At 45.6% G+C, this 25,947-nt stretch carries 21 protein-coding genes; 16 read left to right on the forward strand and 5 right to left on the reverse strand.

Annotation, left to right across the window (positions count from 1 at the left end; all coding sequences use genetic code 11):
* Positions 1–9 precede the first annotated feature (9 nt).
* On the forward strand, positions 10–1,371 hold the full coding sequence (gene prsR, locus ACYTPF_RS06020) for a PEP-CTERM-box response regulator transcription factor (RefSeq protein ID WP_179984289.1): 1,362 nt from the start codon (positions 10–12) through the stop codon (positions 1,369–1,371).
* A 141-nt stretch (positions 1,372–1,512) separates the two neighbouring features.
* On the opposite strand, the gene ACYTPF_RS06025 is transcribed toward prsR, so the two are convergent.
* From ACYTPF_RS06025 to ACYTPF_RS06040, 4 genes are all read right to left on the reverse strand, one after another.
* Positions 1,513–1,830, reverse strand: a complete 318-nt coding sequence (locus tag ACYTPF_RS06025; RefSeq protein ID WP_179984288.1) for a GFA family protein — start codon at positions 1,828–1,830, stop codon at positions 1,513–1,515.
* Between the two features lie 18 nt (positions 1,831–1,848).
* Entirely contained in the window at positions 1,849–3,981 is a 2,133-nt protein-coding gene (locus ACYTPF_RS06030) for a diguanylate cyclase (protein ID WP_461851549.1), read from the reverse strand.
* Between the two features lie 117 nt (positions 3,982–4,098).
* Positions 4,099–4,434 carry a replication protein RepA gene (locus ACYTPF_RS06035; protein ID WP_179984286.1) on the reverse strand — a complete coding sequence of 112 codons (336 nt, stop codon included), beginning with the start codon at positions 4,432–4,434 and terminating at the stop codon, positions 4,099–4,101.
* Positions 4,394–5,089 (reverse strand): AAA family ATPase, encoded by a 696-nt coding sequence (locus ACYTPF_RS06040; RefSeq protein WP_118492777.1) that lies wholly within the window; start codon positions 5,087–5,089, stop codon positions 4,394–4,396. Before ACYTPF_RS06040 ends, ACYTPF_RS06035 begins: the two co-directional genes overlap by 41 nt.
* 236 nt (positions 5,090–5,325) lie before the next feature.
* Between ACYTPF_RS06040 and ACYTPF_RS06045 the strand changes: the two genes are divergently transcribed.
* The 6 genes from ACYTPF_RS06045 to ACYTPF_RS06070 all read left to right on the forward strand — a co-directional run bounded on the left by ACYTPF_RS06045 (position 5,326) and on the right by ACYTPF_RS06070 (position 14,510).
* Positions 5,326–6,066, forward strand: coding sequence for a glutathione peroxidase (locus tag ACYTPF_RS06045; protein ID WP_136781987.1), 741 nt, complete (start codon positions 5,326–5,328; stop codon positions 6,064–6,066).
* A gap of 84 nt (positions 6,067–6,150) precedes the next feature.
* A complete protein-coding gene (locus tag ACYTPF_RS06050; protein ID WP_461851550.1) occupies positions 6,151–7,239 on the forward strand; it encodes an alpha/beta hydrolase in 1,089 nt (362 codons plus the stop codon).
* A gap of 253 nt (positions 7,240–7,492) precedes the next feature.
* Positions 7,493–7,936, forward strand: a complete 444-nt coding sequence (locus tag ACYTPF_RS06055) for a hypothetical protein (RefSeq protein ID WP_461851551.1) — start codon at positions 7,493–7,495, stop codon at positions 7,934–7,936.
* 187 nt (positions 7,937–8,123) lie between these two features.
* Positions 8,124–9,539, forward strand: a complete 1,416-nt coding sequence (locus ACYTPF_RS06060) for a TolC family protein (RefSeq protein WP_461851552.1) — start codon at positions 8,124–8,126, stop codon at positions 9,537–9,539.
* Between the two features lie 5 nt (positions 9,540–9,544).
* On the forward strand, positions 9,545–11,278 hold the full coding sequence (locus tag ACYTPF_RS06065) for an efflux RND transporter periplasmic adaptor subunit (protein ID WP_461851553.1): 1,734 nt from the start codon (positions 9,545–9,547) through the stop codon (positions 11,276–11,278).
* Complete coding sequence (locus ACYTPF_RS06070) at positions 11,271–14,510, forward strand: efflux RND transporter permease subunit (RefSeq protein ID WP_461851554.1); 3,240 nt, start codon at positions 11,271–11,273, stop codon at positions 14,508–14,510. Before ACYTPF_RS06065 ends, ACYTPF_RS06070 begins: the two co-directional genes overlap by 8 nt.
* 85 nt (positions 14,511–14,595) lie before the next feature.
* On the opposite strand, the gene ACYTPF_RS06075 is transcribed toward ACYTPF_RS06070, so the two are convergent.
* On the reverse strand, positions 14,596–15,822 hold the full coding sequence (locus ACYTPF_RS06075; RefSeq protein ID WP_461851555.1) for a dipeptidase: 1,227 nt from the start codon (positions 15,820–15,822) through the stop codon (positions 14,596–14,598).
* Between the two features lie 391 nt (positions 15,823–16,213).
* Between ACYTPF_RS06075 and ACYTPF_RS06080 the strand changes: the two genes are divergently transcribed.
* From ACYTPF_RS06080 to mraY, 9 genes are all read left to right on the forward strand, one after another.
* Positions 16,214–16,972, forward strand: coding sequence for a SapC family protein (locus tag ACYTPF_RS06080; protein WP_179984279.1), 759 nt, complete (start codon positions 16,214–16,216; stop codon positions 16,970–16,972).
* Between the two features lie 175 nt (positions 16,973–17,147).
* On the forward strand, positions 17,148–17,972 hold the full coding sequence (locus ACYTPF_RS06085) for a hypothetical protein (RefSeq protein ID WP_461851556.1): 825 nt from the start codon (positions 17,148–17,150) through the stop codon (positions 17,970–17,972).
* A 425-nt stretch (positions 17,973–18,397) separates the two neighbouring features.
* Positions 18,398–18,856, forward strand: coding sequence for a division/cell wall cluster transcriptional repressor MraZ (mraZ, locus tag ACYTPF_RS06090; protein WP_012519465.1), 459 nt, complete (start codon positions 18,398–18,400; stop codon positions 18,854–18,856).
* Positions 18,853–19,794, forward strand: a complete 942-nt coding sequence (rsmH, locus tag ACYTPF_RS06095) for a 16S rRNA (cytosine(1402)-N(4))-methyltransferase RsmH (protein WP_461851557.1) — start codon at positions 18,853–18,855, stop codon at positions 19,792–19,794. Before mraZ ends, rsmH begins: the two co-directional genes overlap by 4 nt.
* The gene (gene ftsL / locus ACYTPF_RS06100) at positions 19,791–20,126 is read left to right on the forward strand and encodes a cell division protein FtsL (RefSeq protein WP_118492788.1); all 336 of its coding nucleotides are present in this window, start codon (positions 19,791–19,793) and stop codon (positions 20,124–20,126) included. Before rsmH ends, ftsL begins: the two co-directional genes overlap by 4 nt.
* Positions 20,123–21,898 (forward strand): peptidoglycan D,D-transpeptidase FtsI family protein, encoded by a 1,776-nt coding sequence (locus ACYTPF_RS06105; protein ID WP_461851558.1) that lies wholly within the window; start codon positions 20,123–20,125, stop codon positions 21,896–21,898. The genes ftsL and ACYTPF_RS06105 overlap by 4 nt, the downstream gene beginning before the upstream one ends.
* Positions 21,888–23,453 carry a UDP-N-acetylmuramoyl-L-alanyl-D-glutamate--2,6-diaminopimelate ligase gene (locus ACYTPF_RS06110; RefSeq protein ID WP_461851559.1) on the forward strand — a complete coding sequence of 522 codons (1,566 nt, stop codon included), beginning with the start codon at positions 21,888–21,890 and terminating at the stop codon, positions 23,451–23,453. Before ACYTPF_RS06105 ends, ACYTPF_RS06110 begins: the two co-directional genes overlap by 11 nt.
* The gene (locus tag ACYTPF_RS06115; RefSeq protein ID WP_461851560.1) at positions 23,450–24,859 is read left to right on the forward strand and encodes a UDP-N-acetylmuramoyl-tripeptide--D-alanyl-D-alanine ligase; all 1,410 of its coding nucleotides are present in this window, start codon (positions 23,450–23,452) and stop codon (positions 24,857–24,859) included. The genes ACYTPF_RS06110 and ACYTPF_RS06115 overlap by 4 nt, the downstream gene beginning before the upstream one ends.
* Positions 24,853–25,935: a phospho-N-acetylmuramoyl-pentapeptide-transferase gene (gene mraY, locus ACYTPF_RS06120; protein WP_014950432.1), complete on the forward strand. Its 1,083-nt coding sequence runs from the start codon at positions 24,853–24,855 to the stop codon at positions 25,933–25,935. Before ACYTPF_RS06115 ends, mraY begins: the two co-directional genes overlap by 7 nt.
* Positions 25,936–25,947 lie beyond the last annotated feature (12 nt).

Consider the following 25,947-nt stretch of genomic DNA (forward strand, 5'->3'; position numbering starts at 1 on the left):
GATGATGAAATGACTGATACCATTTTGGTAGTAGATGATGATTTAGGCATTCAAAAGCAGCTTAAATGGAGTCTTACGGATTACAATGTTGTTTTTGCTGACGATCATACCTCTGCCATCGCGCAGCTACGTCGTTTTGAACCTAAAGTTGTGACGCTAGATTTAGGGCTTCCACCAGACCCTGCCAACGCTTCTGAGGGCTTACGAATCCTTCACGACATCATTAAGCTGGCGCCGAGAACAAAGGTCATCGTGGTCACAGGTAACAGCGATAAGCAAAACGCGCTTAAAGCCATTGATTTCGGGGCGTACGATTTTTATCAAAAGCCTATCGACTCAGACACTATTAAATTGTTGGTCAACCGCGCGTTAAACCTGTCGAAATTAGAACACGAGAACAGTATTTTAGCGCGCACTCGTTCAGGTATGTCGAGGATAGTTGGCAATAGTGAAGCTATTCAAAAAGTGGTTCGCCGCGCCGAAAAAATTGCCAATACCGATATCAGTACGCTATTGCTTGGTGAAAGTGGTACTGGTAAAGAGGTGTTTGCACGCAGCATTCATGAACACAGCCCTAGAAAAGATAAACCCTTTGTGGCGATTAACTGTGCTTCTATTCCCGAAAATTTGCTTGAAAGTGAGCTGTTTGGGTATGAAAAAGGGGCATTTACAGGCGCTAATAAAACCACAGTAGGTAAGATTGAAACGGCACAGGGCGGTACGCTATTTTTAGATGAAATTGGCGATATGCCTATTGGTTTGCAAGCTAAGATGCTGCGTTTCTTGCAAGAGAGGGTGATTGAGCGGGTTGGTGGACGCAATGAAATTCCGGTTGATATACGCGTAATCTGTGCGACTCACCGAGATTTACAAGCCATGGTCGCGCAAGAAACCTTTAGAGAAGATTTATATTATCGAGTGGGCGAAATGCCCATTATGATCCCGCCGCTGCGGGAGAGGGATCAAGATATTATTCTGCTCGCTCGTACCTTTTTAAATATTTATCGTGAAGAGTTTAAAGCCAAAGCCAAGAGCTTTTCAGAAACGGCAGTCAATGCCATGTTAGCTCACAAATGGCCGGGCAACATTCGTGAGATGCAAAACAAGCTCAAGTCAGCGGTGATAATGGCTGAAGGGACGGTAATACAGCCTGATGATCTGGGGTTAATGCCAGTAGATGCCCATGATGAGCCTGAAACATTAAACTTACGTGAAGTACGAGAAATAGCAGAAAGTCGCGCCATACGACGAGCATATCAAAAAGCGGACAAAAACATGTCGAAAACTGCCGAACTGCTTGGCGTTACCCGACCAACACTTTATTCGTTAATTGATAAGTACCACATGGAAGATATTAAAAACAGTGACTAAAACGTTGTCATCATAGCTTTAGGTAATAACGCGAAAAGGGTGAGATGCTTCTCACCTTTTTTAATGGCGTCATTGAACAAGGGATAGGCTTTGCTATATCGCTTGTTTTTATTTAACTGAGCTCAACTAAACACGACCGCTCTATAAGATAAATTGGCGGTGAGGCTCAGCTAAAGCGTCGTGACCGCTAAACGCCACATCAAGTAGCACTTTATTTGGGCTCACCTCTATACATATTACGCTTCCACACACGTTACATACATGGTGCGTTTCACCGTTTGCTTGATGTAACTCGGCTAACGCGGAAGGCGCGCAGTCAATGACAAGCCTTTCTTTTTCAACTGCCATACGCAGTTTACTGGTGTCTGTCTGAGTGAGTGTTTCATCGTCGGCTTCGAACTCATCAATATGTTCAATTTCATATTGAATGGCTTGGCAGCTGCAACTTCCTCTATACATATCTCATTTCCTCTACTGCTATTTATCGAGGGTATCCGGCCATTGAATACTGGCTACGTTATTAAAAGACGTGGCAATTCTAGAACCAGGAAAGTTGAACTTAGTATCTAACAAAGTTGGGTGCGCTCTCGGTGTTTCAAGAGTTTCTATAACTCCTACCCAGCCGTTTCTACCGGATAGCTTTGTTGCGTACAGCGCATAATCTACAACGGCAAACGTGCGCTTCCATGCGGTATCAAAATCATCTTCTTTATCTGGAGGAAGAAGTGAGAAGCCAATGCTACAGGTAATGTAGATAGGCTCTTCTAGGCCGATATCAAAAGAAGTACGAGCCACCATTTCCCGACAACGCTCAGCCAGTTCTGGTAATTCTTCTCTGTTTGATTGTCGACACACTACCAAGAATTCTTCGCCCCCCCATCGAATAATCAGGTCGGTTTGCCGGAATACCTCTTTTAAAACGCCGGCAAATGCCGACAACACCTTGTCTCCTGCTATATGCCCATAGTCATCGTTAATTCGCTTGAAGTGATCAATATCAATCAGAAGGCAAAGTAAGTCTTGTTTAGACTTATTATTATTTGGGTTTTGCTTTGCTGAAAATTGGCTGCGCCTAATTTCGCCAGGAAGCTGGGACTCGAGATAGTGCCTGTTGTACAAGCCGGTTAACGGGTCGCGTAAGCTTACTTCCTCTAGGGTTTTGTAAGCGCGTTCTAGTTCTTGGTTTTTCTCTTGTAGCGTTAGCGTTTGCTGTCTAACCTCGCGACGTAGAATAATAGTTTGTTGACGCTGTTTGTAACGACTCCAAACTAAAAATGTGAGCAATAGTGCAGCTAGAGATATACTCCAAAACAAGGTGGTTTGTAAGTTTTCACGCTCAGCTTGAGCAAGCACAAGTTGCTTCGACTCTTCCAGCTTTTCTAGCGTACGGGACTGACGCACAAGCTCAATTTCAGCCTGAAGCCCCTCAATGGCTGACTTGTTTTCTGAGTCGAGCAAAACTTCGCGCAACTGTTGAATGACAGATTGAACATCCAAGGCTTTTTTAAATTCACCTAAAGATACAAAAGCACTAAGCTGCAATGAAAGAAAGCTCAGCTGCCCCCGAATATCTCTGTTTTTACGCGCATCAATAGTACCCGTTCTTGCTTCTGCGAGTGCTAGTTCAAAGTTTTGCTCTTTCATATAGGCTTGAGCAAGGGCGAGCCGTCCTTCTTTCATTAGTTTTGTTTGCCCTGATGAACTTGCGAACTGCATGGCTTCTTGTAGAAGTGCTCTAGCTTTAGCAACCTCGCCATCCTCAACTAACGCTTTACCCATTAGCATCTTTGCTTGTGCAATGGCACCGACGTCATTGGTAGTAAGTAGGAGAGTAAGGCCTTCATTTATGGTTTTAATGGCTTGCTTGATAGCACCAGATTTTAGCGACAATTCGCCCATACGCGTTTTTATTGAACCAAGCAGTTTGAGGTTCCCCGAACTTTGAATGCTATCGAATGCATCTTGGTAGTAGGTGTGGGCCAACGTAGCTTGGTTAAGTAAGCTATAAATTTCTCCAATGCGAAGTAGGGAAAGGCTCATTTCGTTAGCCATGTCATTTTCGCGAAAGTATAGCAGTGCTTGTTTCAGCGGCTCTAAAGCCGCTTCTATTTCGCCTTGTTCCTGTTGAATAATTCCGAGTTCAAGGTTCAATCGAGCTTTTAGAATATCATCGCGCTCAATTTGTGCGATAGACATGGCGCGCCTGATATAGGTTACTGCATTCTTATAATTCGACAGATGTCGCTCGGAAGTGGCGAGCTGTAGAAGCGTTAATGCCATTTTATTGAGGCGGCCTTCAACGGTGTAACGCTCTAGAGCAGCATTAAAAATAGCTTTCGATACTTCAAAGCGAGATGCACTTTGCAGTAGTTGTCCCAGTGATGAAAAAGTATCTGCAGGCATTTGCCGTTGTTGCAATGCCTGTTCTAGTACTAAGAGCGCTGTGCTGTCGGCATCTGCATACTGTTTAGCATTGAGCAGGGTTTCGATCCGTGTAACTTCAGCATGAAACAGTTCGAATGCCTTTACCGGTTTGCTCGGTATTAGATGTACAGCGATCACTAGGGCACACAATAGCACGCGCGCTGTGCTTATTCCTCCACGGCCCATTCTATTGTATCTCCTATACGCTGTCAGAATACGCTTAACACTAAGTATCTCAATAGGCCTTCGGCCTAGCAACTTTATTATTTTGAAGGATAAAACGAATCTTATACGTATTTGGATTTATACTTTAGTTTTAATTTTGCTATTTTCTTCAATCCACTCGCGAATAAGCGCTGACTTTGCTTTTCCTGTTCTATGAGCAATATCTGCAAGCTTTTCAATACACTGCGGCGTTAAGGTAAAGGTAGCGTGACGCATACCTTCCGTTTTCGCCGGTTTTCTTATTGGTGCAACGTTCTGGTTGTTTACGGTTTTAACGCAACCTTTTCTTCCTTGTTCTTCTTGTTTATCAACTTTGCCTTGCGCATAAAGCAGCGCATCATCGATAAAATCCTCTATCGAACGAAGATTGGGTTTAGCTAACGGCTTCGACTTTTTGAGGTTGAGCAAACTCATAAGCATCCTCCAATTTGCCAGCTAATAGCTCTTCAAACAGCGTTCTTATTTCCGTAGCGGCTTTGCCTTCAGGTTCACTCTCAATCACCGATTGTCCTGATTCTTCAGAGTCGTCATACATGTTTCTGCTAAAGGTGACTGCGTTTAATACAGGGATACCAAATGAACGACACACCTCTTTTGCCTCTAGAATGCGGTTAGCCAAGCTTGGAAGTGACGGGCACTGAGTAATGACAAAGGCTGCGTTCATTTTTGGGTTGACCATTTTACAGGTAGATAAAATGTCTTCCATGTGAGGCACCGTTTTAAGGTCGCGGCGTTTGGGTCTAAGTGGAATGAGAATATGGTCGGCAACTGCCATTGACGAGCGCAAAGCAAGGTTGTCTTGACCACCACAGTCTATTACAACGTAGTCGTAGTACTGTCGAAGGCTAAGTAATTCGTTACGTATTTTTCCGTATAACTGAACGCAGTTAATTTCAGCAAGTCGAGGATTTGCTTTGCGTTCTTGGATCCAGTCGGAAGTCGTTCGCTGCGGGTCGCAGTCCACCATCAACACCTTGGCACCTTTTTCAGTACGAAGATAAACCGCAATGTTTTGTGCCAAGCAGCTCTTTCCGCTACCGCCTTTTTCTCCACCAACCAAAATAATCATGGTGATAACCCTCGAATATCGCTTTACGTTAAAATGTTAAGTCTTAAGTTGATCGCAAATGGTGTTACAACCCCACTTAACCTCGAATAAAAGCATAGGCAGGCTATTGAGGAGGTTCAGCATCAAAATCGATATTAACGAATGTAAGACAATACCTATTGATTTGTGCGATAACTCAATCTAGTCTTCTACGCTTATACACAAATTCACAGTAGAAATACCGATAAGAGGTTGTTATGTCAGAAAGTCGCTTTACTTCTAAAGAAGGCCAAAAAGTACCAAGCGTGTCATTTCCATGCCGCCAAGGCGATGCATGGGTAACGAAAACGACAGATGAATTATTTTCTGGCAAAAACGTGGTGGTATTTTCCTTACCTGGTGCATTTACACCCACGTGCTCCTCTACTCACTTACCACGTTATAACGCATTAGCGAAAAAATTTGCGAAACACGGTATTGATGACATTGTTTGTGTATCGGTGAACGATACTTTCGTGATGAACGCATGGGCCGCAGATCAGGAAGCCGCGAACATTACGGTTATTCCTGACGGAAATGGTGAATTCACCGACGGCATGGGTATGCTGGTAGATAAAGCGGACTTAGGCTTTGGTAAAAGAAGCTGGCGTTATTCAATGCTAGTGAAAGACGGCGTGGTAGACAAAATGTTTATTGAGCCTGATGTTGCTGGCGACCCGTTTGAAGTGTCAGATGCAGATACCATGCTGGCTTACATTGCGCCAGAAGAGCAAACTAACGCACCCGTTTCTATTATCACAAAACCGGGTTGTCCTTTCTGTGCTAAAGCGAAAAAACTGCTTGATGAAAAAGGTTACGAGTACGAAGAAATTGTGTTGGGCAAAGATGCCTCTCTAACCAGCTTAACGGCGATTAGCGGTCGTGAAACCGTGCCGCAAGTTTTCATTGGCGGTAAGCACATCGGTGGTTCTGACGACCTAGAGGTTTACTTTAGCTAACGTTATATACGTATTAATCGTTACAAGAAACGGGAGCATGGTAAACTGCTCCCGTTTTTTATTAATTATCCGTAGCGGAGAATAATGGTGTCATCGAAGTTTTTTGTAAAAATGCTCATAGGTATTGTTGCGCTTTTAGGTGCAAATATGGCTATAGCCGCAAATTTATCTATACCCGATACTAGCGGAATGAAAAGCAGAAGTTTTTCAGATCTTCAAAATCAGTTCAAAGCATTTTACGAAAAAGAATGGGGTCAAACCCAGCCGTGTAGAGAAACAGCACTCAATCGCTTTTCTGTTTGCAGCAACGTATTGCGTAATGAAGGCAACTCACCTTTCATGCTGACCAACAAATCAAGCAGCAAGGTGGCAGTCCTTATCCACGGCCTGAGCGATTCGCCTTTCTTCATGCGTGAAATCGCCAACATCTTATTTGAACAGGGTTTTACCGTAGTCGTGCCGCTTTTACCCGGCCATGGAAAGCGAGATGCCAATGACGATATGTCTGACTGGGATTTAGCAGAACGCTGGCAGTCACACGTGGATGAAGTCATTAAATTGGCTGATAGTATGGGGGATACTTTGCTTGTAGGCGGCTTCTCTACAGGTGGCGCACTGGCGGTTGAACATTATTTAGATAATGCCAATAACGAACTAAATAATATCGATGGTCTTATGTTATTTTCTGGCGCGCTGGCGCTGTCTGATAACGCTGAAAGTATGTCTCGAATTTGGGGTATTAAACTTTTAGCACGAGTGATTGATGGAAGTTATCAAACCCATGGCCCTAACCCTTACAAATATCCTAATGTAGCGGGTTTAGCAGGGTTAGAATTGATGGATTTAATAAACACCATTCGCGACAAAGTCGAAGAAGGGCAGCAAATTGAAGTGCCATTATTTGCCGCTCATTCCCAAGCTGATGTAACTACGCCAATTCGCGGCATAGAGCAGTTAATGGACGCAAGTAAAGGTCCGAATACCTTTTTTGTTATCGATGAATCGTACGGGTTGTGCCATGCAGATTTAGTTGTGAATACAAGCTTGCTTAATAAAATGAATTTCAACGCAAGCATGGTTAATCAGCAGGAAGAATGTGCAGTACCTAAGGTAAACCCGCTGTTTTCGACCATGGACTTGATGTTGCGTGATTATTTGTCGCAGTTTGAATAAGTTACTGGGGCCTGTTGGCCTTTGATGTACAACAAAGATCAACAGGCCCTGGCTTAGCGACATTAACGGCTGGCTTTACTGGTCGGTGACATCACGCTATTATTTCGTTGCATAATAGACTGTAATTTTCTGAGTAGAGTCTTTGAGAAAGTTTCGGATTGGTTTAACGCTCAAAAGGTATAGGTCGGCGAATGCAAGTTCGTGGGTTCTTACCTTGTTTTTAATGATGGCCCTTGTGTCGTCAGGCAGCGCTGTGTCTATTGAACATTCATACGAACATGACCATTCAATGTCGGCGATGACGCCGCAGTCGGATGCTGCTCATGTTAACCATCAGATTCAAACCACTGAGTCTGCTAATACACATTGTCAGCATCAAGAATTGTCGTCACCACAGGCGGATTTAAGTGCTAAAAACAGCCTGAGCAAGCCTGCCCAATTCAACAGCGTCCCGGTCAGCGATGCAGGCGTGAATAGCGTGAAAGCATCACAGATGAGCGACATGTCTTGCTGCAAGGATGAATGTAAATGCCCAGTCGATCACTGTTTTAACTTGAGCGCTAGTGCGCTAATTCAGCCTACCATTGAAACCGAAATATCAGTAGCCAGAATGGCTGCCATTGCGCCTATTCTAGGGCAGAGTACACCTCCTCACTTCGGGCAGTTTCGCCCACCTAAATCACTTTTCACAGCATAGATCCATCTTGCGGATTTGTTTTGCCGCAGAGACGTTTTTGATTCAACGAGGTGTCTTTTCGTTTTGAGATATCTCTGATCTTTTATCTATGTAACGCGTGGTAAGTGGTTTTGCTAATTCCCTTTGTCGAATTTAGCGAAAAGCATGCAAGGTCACTACGCCTTACACCTGAAAAGTGATGTTATACATGAGTAACTATTCGGCACCTAAAAAAATGGGCACTGCCAAGTACAATAAAATAAGGGTCTCGTTCGCTCTATTTTTTGTGCTTTCTATATTTTTGATGGCTAATAAGCCTGTTGTGGCGCAAACCCTAAGCCTGGAACAAGCGCTGCAGCTAGCTATTCAAAACGACCCTTTGCTTAAAGGGAATGTGCATCGCAAGGAGCGCTTTAATGCAGAAGCCGAGGCGTCATCATATTGGGCAAACCCTCAGGTTTCAGCGTCTGTACAAAACTTGCCTACCGACGGCTTCGCATTTGACCAAGAGCCTATGACGCAATTTAAAGTTGGTTTGAAGCAGCAGTTACCGCGAGGCGATGAAAATCTTTACAGCCAGCAAAAGTATCAGGTTATGGCTGATCAAATGTCGGTACAGAGCCAAGCAAGAAAGGCGTGGCTTAAACGTGAAGTTACCCTTACTTGGTTAGATTGGGTTTATGCGACGCATCGTATTGGCTTATTGGATAAAGAAAAGTCACTGCTTACACAGCTTCTCGATTTTACTGACTCCAGATACAGTCAAGGCGTTGGTGCAGCGGCCCAGCAAGACATACTGCAAGTGCGTTTGGCATTATTGTCACTAGACGATAAATACGTGCAGGCCTATCAGCAAAAAAATGAAGCGAGATCGGCACTATCAAAATGGTTTGGTGCGCCACTAGATGAATCATTGAGCGCGCCGCTGACTCAATCAATGCATGAGTCAACGCCTTCTTATCCAAAGCGTATCGATGTCGATGCTATCTTAAACGACAGCAGCCTTAGCCTTTCTTCGTTCTTAACGGTTATTGAGCGCAGTGAGCCTTTTTCAATACTACAGCATCATCCTGAGGCTATGCTGCTTCAAATTCAGACCCAGATAGAAGCGCAAAATGTGAACATAGCGCGAGAGCAAACTAAGTCTCAGTGGGCATTTGAAGCAAGTTATGGATACAGACAAGACGCGCAAAATGGTGCAAGCCGAGCTGATTTTGTGTCATTGGGTGTTCAAGTAGACCTTCCGTTTTTCAATAAATCTCGTCAAGACGCTTCAATAGCCGCGGCGGCTTCCAAAATGAGTGCGTCTGAAACGGACTTCCGCTTGAAAGTGAACGAGCTTGCCGCGAACGCAGAGGTGCTTAAATCACGCTTGTCAGCGCTAAGTGAGCGCAAAGCGCTTTATGAAACGGCGTTAGTTGGTGAAACACAGCAACTTTCTGAAGCTGAACTGACAGCTTACACCACAGACACCGGTGATATTAGTGATGTTGTCAATGCCAACCTCAAGCAAGTACAAGTGCAGGATGATTTACTCAAAATCGACATTGAGCGCGCTAGAACACTGGCGTCACTTGCTTATTTGTACCTGCCCACTCACGCCCATTTTTCGAATAAAGAGTAGTTAATATGACATCTTCAACTCACCCTGCGCCAGATACAAAGAGCACGCTAATAAAAGGTTTGCTAATAGGTCTGCTATTTGGCGGCCTGATAGCGTTCGGCTTGGCCTTACTATTGTTGTCTGATTCATCAAAACACGGAAATGGTGAAAGTGCCCACAGCGGAGTAAACACCCACAGCGAGAAAAGTGTCCAAAGCGACGAAGCAGGCAATAAAGCCCCTTTATATTGGGTAGCGCCTATGGATGACAGCTATCGCCGTGACAAACCGGGAAAGTCACCGATGGGAATGGACTTAGTGCCCGTATACGCCAATGACGACGCAACATCTGCGAAAAGCAATGAGCGTTCGCCTGGTACCGTAATGATTCCGCCAAATGTACAGCACAATATGGGGGTTAAAGTCGCGCCTGTTACCATTGGAACACTTCAACAGACCGTAACGGCGATGGGGAACGTGGCCTACGATGAAGAGAGTATTATGCACATCCACCCTAGAGTATCAGGTTGGGTCGACAGGCTTTTCATTAAATCCCAAGGTGAGCAAGTTGAAAAAGGGCAGGCACTTTATACCCTGTATTCGCCAGAATTAGTTAGCGCACAAGAAGAATTCGTTCTAGCCCTTAGACGAGGAGACGCACGTTTAATTGAAGGCGCAGCCGAGCGCCTAAGAACTCTAGGGCTATCAAAGGGCGTTATCGAAGAATTGCAGAAAAGTAGACGAGTAACACAAACCGTCACATTTAACGCGCCGCAAAGCGGTGTGGTAGAAGCGCTGAATATAAGGGAAGGATTTTACGTTCAGCCCGGGACAACCTTGATGAGCATCGCGCAGCTAGATACGGTGTGGGTGATTGCTGAGGTGCCTGAAAAATACGCGCAAATTATCGCGCCTCATAATAGCGCTGTAGTTACCCTTGATGAAATGACCCATGGGTCAGGTGCTAAATGGGAAAGCCACATAGAGTATATTTATCCGTCTTTGTCAGAAACAACCCGAACCTTGAAAGTGCGCATACCGCTAAACAATAGCAACCACACGTTAAGGCCCAATATGTTTGCCCACGTTGGAATAAAGCCCACTCAACGTAAAGCGGCGTTACTGATTCCTCGCAGCGCCGTTATTCGCACGGCTGAAGGCGCAAAAGTGGTACTCAGTGATGGCGATGGCAATTTTAAGTCGGTACGCGTATCACTGGGGCAAAGCGATAGTACACATTTTGAAGTAGTTGAAGGCTTGCTGCCAGAGGATGATGTTGTGGTATCAGCACAATTTTTGATTGATTCAGAGTCGTCGAAAAGCAGTGACTTTGAGCGAATGAAAGCGCCCGATCACCAGGCCACGACAACAGGTACTATTGAGGCAATTGAATTGCCAGCTGACACCGAAACGAATGGCGCTTCGAATAACGCAAAGTTAGTAATCGCTCGCGGTCCGATTGAAAAATGGGGGCGGGGACCTGCGACAATGTCATTTGCAGTATCAAAGCATATTGACTTATCTCAGTTTAGTGAAGGTGACAACATCATGTTCACCTTTGTGACTGGCGAAGAATTCACGGTTATTGATATGCGAAAGCGTAGTGAAAATGCGGTGGACAAGGGCATGGTGCATGACTCAGGTCACAGCAGTCATAAACATGATGCAGGCGAGCGGAAGGGCGATGAAAACCAAAGCGATGCTCACAAGTCGGCAGAGCAAAAATCGATAAATCATAAGGAGCATATGCACCATGATTGAATCGGTAATTCGCTGGTCGGTAAACAATAGAATAATGGTATTGCTGAGCGCTATTATGCTCAGTATTGCGGGTGTCTGGGCGGTGAAAAACACCCCCGTTGATGCTATCCCTGATTTATCTGATGTCCAAGTTATAGTGAAAGTAAGCTATCCCGGTCAGTCGCCGCAAGTGGTGGAAGATCAGGTGACGTTTCCTCTCACCTCTGCGCTAATGTCAGTGCCTGGCGCACAGACGGTGCGAGGGTATTCATTCTTCGGCGATGCCTACGTATATATAATTTTTGATGACGATACCGACATGTACTGGGCTCGAAGCCGCGTTCTGGAATACCTAAGCCAGGCGTCTTCGCAACTTCCAGAAGGCGTGACACCTCAGCTAGGTCCAGATGCGACAGGGGTAGGTTGGGTTTACATTTATGCGTTGGAAAACGATGCTAGTCAGCCAAATGCGCTAGATGCTGGTGAATTAAGGGCGTTGCAAGACTGGTTCTTAAAGTTTGAGCTTCAGTCAGTTGAAGGCGTATCTGAAGTTGCGTCTGTTGGAGGGATGGTTAAACAATACCAAGTTATTGTCGACCCTGAAAAATTACGTGCCTATAACATTCAGCCATCCATGATAGACATTGCCCTTAAACGGGGTAACCGCGCGTCAGGCGCTTCGGTTATTGAAATGGCCGAGGCAGAGTACATGGTTAGCGCGCAAAGCTACATTCAGGGCATTGATGACATACTGGCGTTGCCCACAGGCGTTATCAAAGACGGCGTTAGCATAACGATTAACGATGTAGCTCAAGTGGTAGAAAGCCCGTTGATGCGCCGCGGTATTGCTGAACTAAACGGGAATGGCGAAACCGTGGGTGGCATTATAGTGATGCGCTATGGCGAAAACGCAAAAGCCACTATCGATGCGGTTAAAGCTAAGCTGGATTCACTAAAAGCGAGTTTGCCGGAAGGGGTGAATATCGTCCCCGTTTACGACCGCTCCACCCTTATTGATAAGTCCGTCGATACCCTCTCCAATAAGTTGGTGGAGGAATTACTGGTTGTCGGTTTGGTGTGCGCTATCTTCTTGTTTCACTTACGTTCATCTATGGTTGCGCTAATCAGTTTGCCTATTGGAATTCTCGCCGCGTTTATCGTAATGAAGCTGCAGGGACTTAATGCCAACATTATGTCTTTAGGTGGCATTGCTATCGCTATCGGTGCAATGGTGGATGGCGCTATTGTTGTGGTTGAAAATTTACACAAGCACATTCATCAGCATGCTGTTTCATCAAGTCAGGGAGCTTTAGTGAGTCAAAGGGGGTCAGGGAGTGCCCAGTCGCGAACATCTATATCAGCCTCTGCGCCAACATTTGCAAAGCTTTCGGCAGCCAAACGTTGGGAACTGGTGATTAAGTCGACCACAGAAGTTGGCCCAGCTTTATTCTTTGCGCTGCTAATTATAACCGTATCCTTTATTCCTGTTTTTGCATTAGAAGCACAAGAAGGGCGTCTTTTTGCGCCTCTTGCCTTTACCAAAACCTATGCCATGGCAGCAGCTGCGGCGCTGGCAATTACTTTAGTTCCTGTGCTGGCGGGTTATTTCGTACGCGGGAAAATACGATCTGAAGCCCAGAACCCGGTAAATCGAGCTTTAGAGCGTGTGTATCAGCCATTGCTAACGCGGCTGCTTAACTACCCACTGCTCACCTTGGCGGGGGCATTTTGCTTATTGCTTTCCATGTACTGGCCGTTAAGCCAACTAGGTAGTGAATTTATGCCCGAACTGGACGAAGGCGATTTGATGTATATGCCTACAACCTACCCTGGTATTTCAGTGGGTAAAGCCAGAGAGCTTTTACAGCAGACGGACAAGCTTATTGCAACCTTACCCGAGGTTGAAACGGTATTCGGGAAAATTGGACGCGCAGATACGGCCACAGACCCTGCACCATTGACGATGATTGAAACCTTCATTCAGCTTAAACCGAAAGCGCAGTGGAGGGCGGGCATGACCACTGAAAAGCTCAAAGACGAGCTTAACGCTCTGGTGCAATTTCCAGGGCTGACCAATGCGTGGGTAATGCCAATTAAAACCCGCATCGACATGTTGGCAACCGGGATAAAAACCCCTGTTGGGATCAAGATTGCGGGGCCTGACCTTGCGGGCATTGAAGCCATTGGAAAGGATATTGAGATACTGCTTAAAGATCTGCCCAATACAGCATCAGTATACGCTGAGCGGGTGGTAGGTGGCCGCTACGTTTATATCGATATTGACAGGCAGTTGGCGGCGCGTTATGGCATGACGATAGACGATGTTCACAGTATTGTAGGCTCGGCAGTGGGCGGCAAAGTGGTTACACAATCAGTGGAAGGGCGTGAGCGTTTTCCTATCGCCATGCGTTTTTTACAGCACTACCGCGATACGCCTGAATCTTTAGCATCCATGCCTTTCGTCACGCCAAGCGGTGTTCACATTACTCTTGGCGATGTGGCAACTGTGCGTATTGACGACGGGCCGGCGGGGATTAAAAGCGAGAATGCCCGATTAAATGGATGGGTATACATTGATATCTCGTCAGACTCGGCCACAGGTATTGACTTAGGGGGCTATGTAGATAGCGCGAAACGTCATTTGTCACAGAACCTTGATTTACCCACTGGATACTCTATTACGTGGGCGGGGCAGTTCGCTTACCTAGAGCGCGCGAAAGCAAAACTGTCGGTGGTTATACCGCTAACGTTAGCCATTATCTGCCTTTTGCTTTATCTGGCATTTAAACGCTTTCGCGATGTGGCACTCATACTCGCTACCTTACCGTTGGCGCTGGTGGGCAGTGTATGGTTGCTTTACCTTCTTAATTTTAATCTGTCGGTGGCGGTAGGTGTTGGGTTTATTGCCTTAGCAGGTGTAGCGGTAGAAATAGGCGTTATCATGCTGGTCTATTTAAACCAATATGTATCAGAGGCACTTACTAAGCACGCAACAGAAAATGGCAACATTAAAAAAGATGAGCTTACTAAAACGGCTATTGTCCATGCTGCATCGGCAAGGCTTCGCCCTGTTATGATGACATCGCTTTCTATTATTGTGGGCTTGCTGCCTGTGCTTTATGCCACTGGAACTGGTAGTGAGGTGATGCAGCGAATTGCGGCGCCTATGGTAGGCGGTATGGCGAGTGCACTGGTATTAACGCTGTTGGTATTGCCAAGCGCGTTTTACTTAATTGTGTCACGCAAAAAATGATAGAATTGAAAATACAATAGAGTAGAAAAAGAATAGGGAAGCGATAACACGCTTCCCTACGCTTCGTTTTTAAAGCGTTGCGCGACTAGTGCGCTGCCGCCTGATCTTCTGAATAATCTTCCACTTGTTGCCAAACGCGCAAAAGGTTTCCGCTCAATATCTTTTCAATGTCGGCACGGCTATAGCCTCTGTCCAGCAATCCTTGTACTAGGTTTGGAAAACTCGCCACGTCTTTAAGTCCAATGGGTAATGAGTCACCTACACCGTCATAGTCTGAACCAATACCCACGTGATCAACACCAATCAGTTTTACCACGTGATCGATATGGTCAAGCACTTCATCAAGGGTTGAATAAGGGTATGGCACTTCTTTGCGATAATTCTCTTCAAAGTTCTCTAGCTTAGGGCTGTCTTCACCCTCTTTTTCAACCAACGCTTTGCGCGCAGCAGTAAGGCCACTACGCCACTTGCCGGCTTCTTTAGATACAAAACTAGAACCAAAGTTAATCATGATCACACCGCCATTTTCACCGAGCTTTTTGATCATCTCGTCGTCCATGTTGCGTTCAAAGCCAGGTGTAAAACGGCGCAGTGAAGAGTGCGATGCTATGACTGGCACCTTTGTTAACTCAATAACCTGATAAAAGGCGTCGTCAGACACATGGGAAATATCTAGCATGATGCCGATGTTGTTCATCTCGCCCACTAAAGTTTTGCCAAACGGGCTAAGGCCTTTCCATTTTCTGCGCAGGTCATACGAAGAGTCAGAAATATGGTTGGCTTGACTATGAGCAAGGGTGATATAGCGAATGCCGCGCTCGTAAAAAGCCGTTAGATTCGCCAAGTCACCTTGAATAGGCGAACCATTCTCCATACCCATTGGTAGTGAAATTAACCCTTTTTCAAATTGTGCTTTTACGTCAGAAGGGCTTTTAGCAATGGCAAATTTATCAGGTGCACGGGCAACAATGGCTTCTACTGAATCGATGAGCTCATGGGCAAGCTGTGTAGACTCTGGCGAGTTGTCTAAACTAGCGGGCACGTAAATACTCATAAAAGGGGCGTTCAGGCCGCCAGATACTGCGCGAGGATAATCAAAGTCTCCACCGTCGGTGGCTTTGGTAACATCTACCCATTTTTCCTTAACGCGATAAGGAACATCAATATGGCCATCTACAATTATGGTTTCTTGTGCAATCTTTATAGCTTTTTCAGATGCTGAATACGTGGGAGTGTCAGCAATGACAGAGTGTGACATAAAAAGCGCAGAGATAAGTAATGCGCAAGATGAGAGTGGGAAGCGCCCCTTCATAGAAAATCCTTATTTTGTTTTTATCGCTTAGGTCAACAACCGCTAACTTAATAGCACTACGAGACTAAAGGATAATGCACACCGCGACAATAGGCTTTTACTTGCTACGCATTTACTTCAAATTGATCTCGTGAATCCTTAAATTAGTCGATATTGCTCATTTTTAGAGCGCTTGTGCTTGTTTACCTCAAGTTTACATTGCAATAAAAATTTAAAACTTGTTATGGTGAAGACTGCGTGACTTCATTGCGCGAATACGGGATACTCCCAAGCGCTCCGCTTATTATCGATGTCAAATATGCATCAGCGCGGCCGACGTAATTTTTTAGTGGCACCCGCTCTTCTCACATAATTAAGCCGGGGCCACAGCTAACAAGTATGAGAAATAAATATGGCTATTAATTTTGTACCGCTAGATAAAGAAAAGCATAAAGACCTAAAGGTTGCGGTAAACACATCTTTCAGCTTTGCGAAAAACACACACCTTGCAGCAGCAACTATCCGTGAATTTGCACAACTGGCTGCAACAATGCCGCTAGTGTTCATTGAAGACACTACGTCTAAGCGCCACCATGTTGTGACTATGCTTGGTATGGAGCAAGGTCAAAACCTTTTCCTAACTGGCGATAGCTGGAAAGGTCCTCACGTTCCAATGAACATCCTTCGCTATCCGTTTGACGTACGTCCAGACGGCGACAAGCTTGGCGTTTACATTGATGAAAACTCTGACCTTATTTCTGATGAAGGCCAAGCTCTATTCACTGAAGCTGGTGAAGCAAGCGAGTTCCTTGATAGCCGTCAGAAGTTCCTAGCAGACCTAGCGAATAGCGAAATGCTAACACAGCGTTTTGTAGCGAAAGTTGTTGAGCTAGACCTACTTGATCCAATTCAAATTCGCCTTACTTACCAAGACGGTAAGCAGCGCAATGTTACAGGCATGATGAGCATTAACGAGAAGAAACTTCTTGAGCTACCTGAAGAGCAAGTACTTGAGCTACATAAACAAGGCTTCCTAGGTGCAATCTATGCGGTAATGATGTCGGTTGGTCAGCTGAATCGTCTTGTTGAGCTTTCAAACGATACAGACAACCCAATTCGCAACATGCAGCTTTCTGCTGTTAAAGCAGAAGAAGCAGCGCCAAGCGCGTAAACGCGCTTCAAACTCAAATGTAAAAACCCGCGATTTCGTCGCGGGTTTTTTTATGTCTAAACACTATGTTCAGATTTCGTCATGTTTCGTTCAGAATCCGTTAAGTTTTAATGTCTTATCTTATGGTTAGTGTTATTACACGTCGTTCCCAACACATTTTTTAAGGACAAAAGACATGAACATCAAATCTAATAAACTTTCAACAACGCTAACCGCACTTTCACTTATTACGGCTTCAGTATTTTCAGTCTCAGCGGCACATGCAGCAACACAAAACGAAGTACAAGTAACCGCGGTCGATCTTGAAGGGGTAGATGACAACCTCTACGGTGCCAGATATGTGCGCTACCTTGATGAGGTGAGTGGCAATAGCGGCGCTTACCTTATTAATCCTTATTTACAGCGCGTATCAAGTCTGTCTGGTGGGTACGCTAATTTAGACGGTATCGACGTGTTTAACTTAGGTACAACTTTCTATTTCGACGATACGTGGATGCTAGCCATCGAAGGCGCCCACAGTAAATTTGATGACGACTTTGGTGATGAAGATTACACCAATATCGATTTAAAAGTAGGATTTAACTTATCACGCCAATGGCAAATAGGCGCAGGGGTAATTTATCAGCGCGCTAGCTACGATATTAATGACGGTACAGATAGCTACAGCGAAAGCGAGAATGAAACTTCACCGCTTGTCTTCACACGCTACACCACAGTAGGGAACGGGGGAATCGGTTGGGACTTCGCCGCCCAATACATTGCCGATGATGTTGATGTATTATCTGGAAGTGCGCGTTACTTCTTTAGCCCAGGTCTAAGTGTTCAAGGCAGCTATAGCTACACCAATGCGCCAGACGGCTTTGACAACTTAAAAACTGTAGGGGTGGCTTTAGATTACTGGGTGAATGAGCAATTCTCAGTAGCGGCAAGCTATGAAACAGACATTGATAGCGATATCGAAAGCGACGTAGCGTCGCTCACAGCTTCTTACCGTTTTTAAAGTAGTGTAGCCATCAACTATTTATAGCCAGTAATTATTAACAATGAACTATCAACTTCGGTTGGTAGTTCATTTTTTTACATTTATTCCTAGAGGTTGCTTTTATGTTAAGCAACGAATTCAATTTAGATAAAAATAGCAATTCACCGATAAATTTTAAGTTTAATTTTACCCATCTGAATATTATTTAATCTTTTTTACGCGCCTAATCATACACTTCCTAAAAATACTGTATATCCAACCAGTTCAATCCCAGTGTTTATGCGGCTTTCACGCCTTTTTTCTACTTGACAGTGGGGATCATTGGTACCTAAACTGTATCTCAGTGGGTAAATGTGGCGAATTGTGGATCAAATCATCATCACTTTGCAGATTAGTACTCAAAAAACAAGAAAACCAAGAGCAAATAATAAAAGGCTAGGGGAATGTTCCGCGGCGCTAACGCAATCAATCTGGATACAAAAGGCAGACTGGCTATACCGACGAAGTATCGTCAGTCGCTGCTGGATGATTGTCAGGGACAACTGGTCTGCACAGTCGATACACAACAAAGTTGTTTGCTACTTTACCCACTTCCCGAATGGGAAGAGATTGAGCTTAAACTCTCTAAACTTTCAAGCATGATCCCAGCGGAGCGTCGCTTGCAGCGATTGCTACTAGGTTATGCTTCAGAAGGTGAGATGGATAAAAGCGGGCGCATTCTTGTTCCTACTCCACTGCGAAGTTTCGCAAAACTCTCAAAAGAAGTCATGTTAGTTGGTCAGTTAAACAAATTCGAAATTTGGGATGCCGATATTTGGGCACAACAAGTTGAAGCTGATATAGACACCGAACGCAAAGGCGAATTTGAACTTACCGAACGATTACAGGACTTTTCTTTATGACGCAGCCTAGCGAATTTAAACATATTTCAGTATTGCTTGATGAATGCATTGAAGCTCTAGCGATTAAGCCGAACGGTATCTATATAGACGCCACTTTCGGCCGTGGGGGGCACTCAGCGCATATTTTGGATGCATTGGGTGAAAACGGGCGTCTTATCGCCTTTGACCGTGACCCACAAGCGATTAAAGCGGCTGAACGCTTTGCCGATGACAAGCGCTTTAGCATTATCCACTCACCGTTTGGAGATATGGCAGAAGAAATCGAAGCGCTAGGGTTAACTGGCAAGATTGACGGTGTGCTTATGGACTTAGGCGTATCTTCACCTCAACTTGACGATGCTGAACGGGGTTTTAGCTTCCTGCGCGACGGCCCGCTGGATATGCGCATGGACACGTCTCGCGGTCAAAGTGCTGCTGATTGGCTGGCTAGCGCAGAAGAGCAAGACATTACACAGGTCATTAAAGAGTTTGGCGAAGAAAAGTTCGGCAAGCGCATTGCTCACGCTATTGTTAACACACGTAAAGAAACGCCTATTACGCGCACCGCTCAACTAGCCAAAATCATCGATGAAGCCGTACCTGTAAAAGACAAATTCAAACATCCGGCAACCCGCGCATTCCAAGGCATTCGCATTTACATCAATGCGGAACTTGAGCAACTTCGCGTGGGCCTTAAAGCTGCCACACAAGTGTTAGCAAAAGAAGGTCGATTAGCCGTTATTTCATTTCACTCGTTAGAAGACCGCTTAGTAAAGCGTTTTATTAAGGATCAAAGTAAAGGGAAAGTTGTACCGCACAATTTACCGATAACCCAAGCTGAAATAGATGCAGATAAAGTGCTTAAAGCGCTGGGTAAAGCAATAAAACCTTCAGAACAGGAGATTGCGAACAACGTTCGCTCCCGCAGTTCGGTATTACGTGTGGCAGAAAAGTTATGACCAAAGCCATACCAGACAAGGCCAGCACTAATTTCAAATTACTGCTCATTATTGTTTCAGATTTGACCCGCAACAAGTTGCGGGTTTTGTTGTATTTAATGGTTATCACAAGTGCTATGGCTGTGACCCTTAGTAGTCATCACAATAGGCAGCAAGTGATTGCCCTTGAAGACCTAATGCAAGAGAAAGACGAGCTTGATGTTGAGTGGCGTAACCTCGTGCTCGAACAACGGGCGTTAACTGAGCACAATCGCATAGAAAACCTGGTTGAAAAGCAGTTAGAAATGTACCGTGCCACGGCAGACGATGAAGTAGTGGTGAGGCTAAAATGAGTACATCTGCACTTTCTCGTAAGCGCAAAAAGACAGGCGCAAAACAAAATGTAACGCCAAGCCTGGTGCACTGGCGTTTTGTTGTTGTACTTGTGGTAATTATGCTGGTTTTCGGTGTGTTAGCCGCAAGGGCTGCTTACATTCAAGTTATTGAACCTGACGAATTGATTCAACAGGGTGACAACCGCACGCTTAGAACACGAGATATGCCGACCTATCGCGGGCTTATCACCGACAGAAACGGTGTTGAACTGGCGGTAAGCGTGCCAGTTCGCGCCATTTACGCAGACCCTAAGATTATTCATGAAAACAATGGCTTCGAGGAAGAACGCCGCTGGGAAGCGCTGGCAGATGTACTGCGCCAAGACGTAAATGAACTGAAAGAAAAAGTGGCCAACCCCAAGCGCCGTTTTGTTTATTTGCAGCGCCAGGTGTCGCCCGCCATGGCAGAATACGTTGATAAGCTTGATATCCCAGGTATCTATCTTCGTCGCGAAAGCCGACGCTACTATCCTACGGGTGAAGTTTCAGCGCAGTTAATTGGCGTTACCGATGTGGATGACACCGGTGTTGAAGGCTTAGAGCGCATGTATAACGAGTGGCTAACGGGCACCCCTGGCTCTCGCAAAATACGCCGCGATGCGAAAGGCCGCCAGGTTGAAATTTTAGAGACTAAGTCGGGTGAAAAAGCAGGTGACCTGCAGCTGACAATCGACCAGCGTATTCAGGCTCTAGCCTACAAAGAAATTAAAGAAGCCATGATTTATTATCAATCAAGTTCGGCTTCAGCCATTGTTATTGATGTAAAAAACGGCGACGTATTGGCAATGGTTAATGCACCTTCCTTTAACCCGAACGACAGAAGCAAATTGTCTGCGCACAGAATGCGTAACCGTGTTATTACCGACGCATTTGAGCCGGGCTCAGCACTGAAGCCTCTGGCCGTACTTACTGCATTAGAATTTGGTGAAGTTGAGCCTGAAGATTCAGTAAATACCCACCCGGGTTGGATGCGTTTGGGCGGCAGTTTAGTAAAAGACTCACGCAACTATGGCGAGCTAACGCTAGAAGAAATTATTCAGCATTCCTCGAACATGGGCACATCGAAACTGGCGTTGTCTGTTCCTAAACAGTTTTTGCTTGATACCTACTACAACATGGGCCTTATGAGTGATACTGGGCTTAACATGGCGGGCGAAAGCAGTGGTATTTTCCATGAGCGTAGCCGCTGGTCTGAATTTGAGTTAGCCACACTGTCATTTGGGTACGGTATCTCTGTAACTACAGCACAGCTAGGACGTCTTTACGCTACATTGGCAAACGGCGGCGTTAAAACACCTCTTAATATCATTAAATCGCCAGAGCAACCGTCGTGGCAAGCTCAATCAGAGCGTGTGATCAGCGAAGAAAACGCAAAAGCCATTGTTCAAATGATGGAAAGCGTAACCCAGCGGGGCGGCACGGCAACCAAAGCTGCAGTTCCAGGTTATCGCGTAGCAGGTAAAACAGGGACAAGCCGCAAAGCGGTAGCTGGCGGGTACGGGGAAGAGTACGTGAACATTTTCGCCGGTATTGCACCAGTGTCTGACCCAAGGCTAGTAACTATCGTGCTGATCAATGAACCCGGCGGCGATTTGTATCACGCAGGTGATACCGCAGCACCTGTATTTTCGTCAATTATGGGTGGTGCACTTCATATGCTTAACGTGACGCCAGATGACAAGCAAGTTACTTCAAGTCGCTTATTGATGGGAGGTCAAAGTGGTAGTTAGTGCCTTTATTCAAAGTATTAAAGCCTTGTTAGCAAAATTTGGAATAGATGCCCCCGATATTCGCATTGAAGGTTTGACGTTGGATAGCCGTGAAGTGAATACTCGCTTAGCGTTTGTTGCAGTTAAAGGGCATGAACGTGATGGTCGCGAATTTATACCCCAGGCAATAAGTTTAGGGGCCCGTGTAATTCTGGCGCAAACTGAAGACAGTAGTGCCCATGGTCAAATGGAAATGCGCGACCACAGCGTCATCATTTCGCTATATGAACTACCACAAATGCTCTCTGCGTTGTCTGCTGCGTTCTATGATTACCCAGCACAAAAAATGACGACGGTAGCAGTAACAGGGACTAACGGAAAAACCTCTACAGTTCAACTGCTTACCCAGCTTAAGGATGCATTGGGTACACGTAGTGCAAGCATAGGAACCTTGGGGAGTAGTGTGTTTGAAGGCGACGAAACCCAATGGTCTAACACGCCAGCGGCAAACACAACCCCCGATGCCATACGTATGCAATATTTATTGGCAGACTTTGTGCAAAGCGAAGTGCGCCATACGGCCTTTGAAGCAAGTTCTCACGCATTGGTTCAAGGACGTCTTGGTACAGTAAAAACCGATATCGCTGTTTTCACCAATCTGACTCGTGACCACTTAGATTATCACGGCACAATGGAAGAGTATGGAAAAGCCAAGCGCTTGCTACTTCAACAGCCGGGTTTGAAAGTTGTAGTGTTAAACGCTAACGACGATGAAAGTAAGAAGTGGGATGGTGAAGCAGATAAGACGATTACACGCGTCTGGACAGGTATAGATGAAAGTGGTCTGGATGGGAGCGGTGAAAGTGAGTTCTTACGCAAACATAACAATCCACAAAGTCGCCATTGTTTCGCCACAAATGCTTCTTATCATGCAGGTGGATGTAGCTTTGAGCTGATAAGTTCGTGGGGAAGCGCAGCTATTTCGCTGCCACTATTCGGAAAGTTCAATATCAGCAACGTACTAAGTGCTATAGGTACTTTATTAGCTGAGGGTGAGCGTTTTGATGAAGTGGTTAATGCGGTAAATGCGCTAACGCCCGTGCCTGGCCGAATGGAAGTCTTCCCGGTAACAGGTGCTGCTAACGTGGTGGTGGACTACGCGCACACGCCAGATGCACTAGAAAAAGTGCTGCTAAGCGCCAAATTTCACACCGCGGGCAAAGTATGGTGTGTGTTTGGTTGTGGTGGCGACCGTGATAAAGGTAAGCGACCACTAATGGGCCAGGCTGCTGAGTCAGGCGCTGACGCTATTGTGATCACTACTGATAACAGCAGAAGCGAAAGCCCTGAGTCTATTGCTAAGGACATCATTGCGGGCTTAAAAAACTCTGAGCTGGCAGTGTCTATCCCCGACCGCGAGCAAGCTATTCGCCACTGCCTTGAGCATGGGCATGAAAGCGACATCATCATTGTGGCCGGAAAAGGCCATGAAGATTACCAAATTATCGGTGACAAAAAGACTAACTATAACGAACGTGCAGTTGTGGCGCGACTGCAACAGGAGTACAGCAAATGATAACAACAACGCTGTCATGGATAGCCGAAAAGGTTAACGGAAAATTATTAAAAGGTGCTGCTGACATTGAAGTATCAGCAGTAAGTACCGATACCCGCACCCTTGAAGATGGCGCAGTGTATCTAGCCTTGAAAGGCCCGAATTTTAACGGCCACGATTTTGTCTCAACGGCCGAAAAAGCGGGAGCAAGCGCGGTTATTGCCAGTGAAGACGTAGCGACCTCGTTACCTGTCATCATGGTTGAAGATACCAAAGAAGCGCTTGGTCTGTTAGGTGCTGCTGTAAAAGCTCATGTGGCGCCAAAGACGATTGCCATCACTGGAAGCAGTGGCAAAACCACCGTAAAGGAAATGTGCGCGGCTATTTTGGAGCGAAGAGGCAATGTATTAGCGACAAATGGAAATTTCAATAACGATATCGGTGTGCCGCTAACTCTTTTACGCCTTGAACCTCAGCATGAATATGCAGTGATGGAGTTAGGCGCAAATCACATTGGTGAAATCGCCTATACCACGAACCTTGTTAAGCCGGACGTAGCGACTATCGTAAACGCTGCCGCTTCTCATCTAGAAGGCTTTGGAAGTTTGCTAGGTGTGGCGCGCGCCAAAAGTGAAATTTTTAAAGGCTTAGGCAGTGATGGTGTGGCGGTAGTTAATGTTGATAGTCAGTTTGCCGAGTTTTGGCAAGGCAAACTTAAACAGACCAAAACGCTAACGTTTTCTCCGCAGCAGAAAAATAATGCCGACTTTAGAGCAGAAGATATCACCATTGGGCTAGATGGCTGCGCCGCATTCCACTTGGTTTGCCCACAAGGTGATATATCTATTCAACTGACTATTCCTGGCGTTCACAACGTGGGGAATGCTCTTGTTGCTGCAGCGCTAACACTACAAGTTGGCGCCACATTGGAAAATGTGCGAGACGGTCTACTTGCTATGAAGCAAGTTAGCGGTCGCTTGAATGTGAAACAGCTTACCGAACAAGTTCGCCTATTAGATGACACCTACAACGCCAACGTAGCGTCTGTTAATGCAGCAATTGATACGTTAAGCAGCTTTTCAGGCATCCGCGTTCTTGTTCTAGGCGACATGAAAGAGCTGGGCGAAAAAGCGCGTTTTTACCACGAGCAGGTGGGGGAATACGCTAAACAAAAAGGAATTAATTACCTGTATACCATGGGTGTTTTGAGTCAATCAGCGAGTGCTGTATTTAATGAAAACGGTGGTCATTTCAGCGATGTTGAAAGTTTGTTAGCCGCAATGGAGAGTGATTTGTTAGTGCAGCAGCGCGATATTTCAATTTTAGTTAAAGGTTCACGCAGTTCAAAAATGGAACGCGTGGTAGAGGCGGTAGAGGCCTCTGCGCTGGGAAAGCACGATAGCCGTCGGGAGCGAATAGCATGTTAATTTGGCTAGCCGACTGGCTGACACAATTCGATTCAGGGTTTAACGTATTTTCATACCTTACCCTTCGCGCAATTTTAAGCACGCTGACTGCGTTACTTATTGCCATTCTTATTGGCCCTAAGATGATTCGTTATTTGCAGCGTATGCAAATTGGTCAAACTGTACGTGATGATGGCCCGCAAAGCCATTTATCAAAATCTGGCACACCCACTATGGGCGGGTTACTTATACTCGCAGCAATTGTAGTAAGCGGTCTGCTTTGGGCTGACCTGACTAACCGTTATGTGTTGGTAACCCTAACCGTGGTTGTGGCCTACGGTATTATTGGGTTTGTTGACGACTACAGAAAAGTAATCCGCAAAGACTCGAAAGGGCTTATCGCGCGTTGGAAGTATTTCTGGCAATCTGTGGTTGCGTTAGGCGTCGCATTCTATCTATACAGCAGTGCAACGATAAGTGCTGAAACCTCGCTACTGGTACCTTTCTTCAAAGAAGTGTTTCCGCAGCTAGGGGCCTTTTTCATCATCATTACTTATTTTGCCATTGTAGGCACCAGTAATGCAGTAAACCTTACTGATGGATTGGACGGACTCGCCATAGTGCCCACTATTTTAGTGGCGGGCGCATTTGCCATTTTTGCCTATGTGACAGGTAATGCGAACTTTGCCGAATACCTGAATATTCCTCATATTCCGCTCACCAGCGAACTGGTGATTGTGTGCACCGCCATGGTCGGGGCTGGCTTAGGCTTTTTATGGTTTAACACGTATCCGGCACAAGTATTTATGGGTGACGTTGGTTCATTAGCGTTAGGCGGCACATTAGGCGTGTTAGCTGTATTAGTGCGCCAAGAACTCGTGTTAATCATCATGGGTGGTGTTTTTGTTATGGAAACCCTGTCGGTCATCCTTCAGGTAGGTTCTTACAAATTGCGTGGCCAGCGTATTTTTCGTATGGCGCCTATTCACCATCACTATGAATTGAAGGGCTGGCCAGAGCCGCGCGTAATAGTGCGTTTTTGGATCATTTCAATCATTTTGGTATTGGTGGGTTTAGCTACCCTCAAACTTAGATAAGCGGTAAAGAGA

The sequence above is a fragment of the Alteromonas sp. HB246098 genome (genome assembly GCF_054890645.1).